The sequence below is a fragment of the Thauera sp. 63 genome (assembly GCF_000310165.2).
Lineage (GTDB): Bacteria > Pseudomonadota > Gammaproteobacteria > Burkholderiales > Rhodocyclaceae > Thauera > Thauera humireducens.
Genome location: NZ_AMXC01000094.1, coordinates 1 through 350, shown reverse-complemented (window position 1 = coordinate 350; position 350 = coordinate 1). Strand labels below are relative to the sequence as shown.

Genomic DNA, 350 nt, shown 5'->3' with positions numbered 1-350 from the left:
GCCCTCGAGGTCTACCTCGCCGACCCCGAGGTGCCGATCGACACCAACCACCTCGAGCGGGCGCTACGCGTAGTGCCGATGGGCCGCCGCAACTGGCTCTTCTGCTGGACCGAGGTCGGCGCGAAATACGTGGGGATCGCGCAGAGCCTGATCGCCACCTGTCGCCTGCACGACATCGACCCCTATGCCTATCTGGTCGATGTGCTCCAGCGCGTCGGCCAGCACCCTGCCGCCGATGTCGCGCAACTCACCCCAAGGCTGTGGAAGCAACACTTCGCGGCCAATCCGCTTCGATCCGATCTCCACCCGCGCTCGAAGTAGGCAAGAACGCCGCTCGGTTACCGCTTACG

The 350-nt window shown here is 65.7% G+C and carries 1 protein-coding gene; it reads left to right on the top strand.

The window, feature by feature from the left end; genetic code table 11:
• Window positions 1-321, top strand: a 321-nt coding sequence (locus tag C664_RS20105) for a transposase domain-containing protein (protein WP_004296159.1), incomplete at its 5' end; no start/stop codon positions are given.
• Window positions 322-350: the final 29 nt, after the last annotated feature.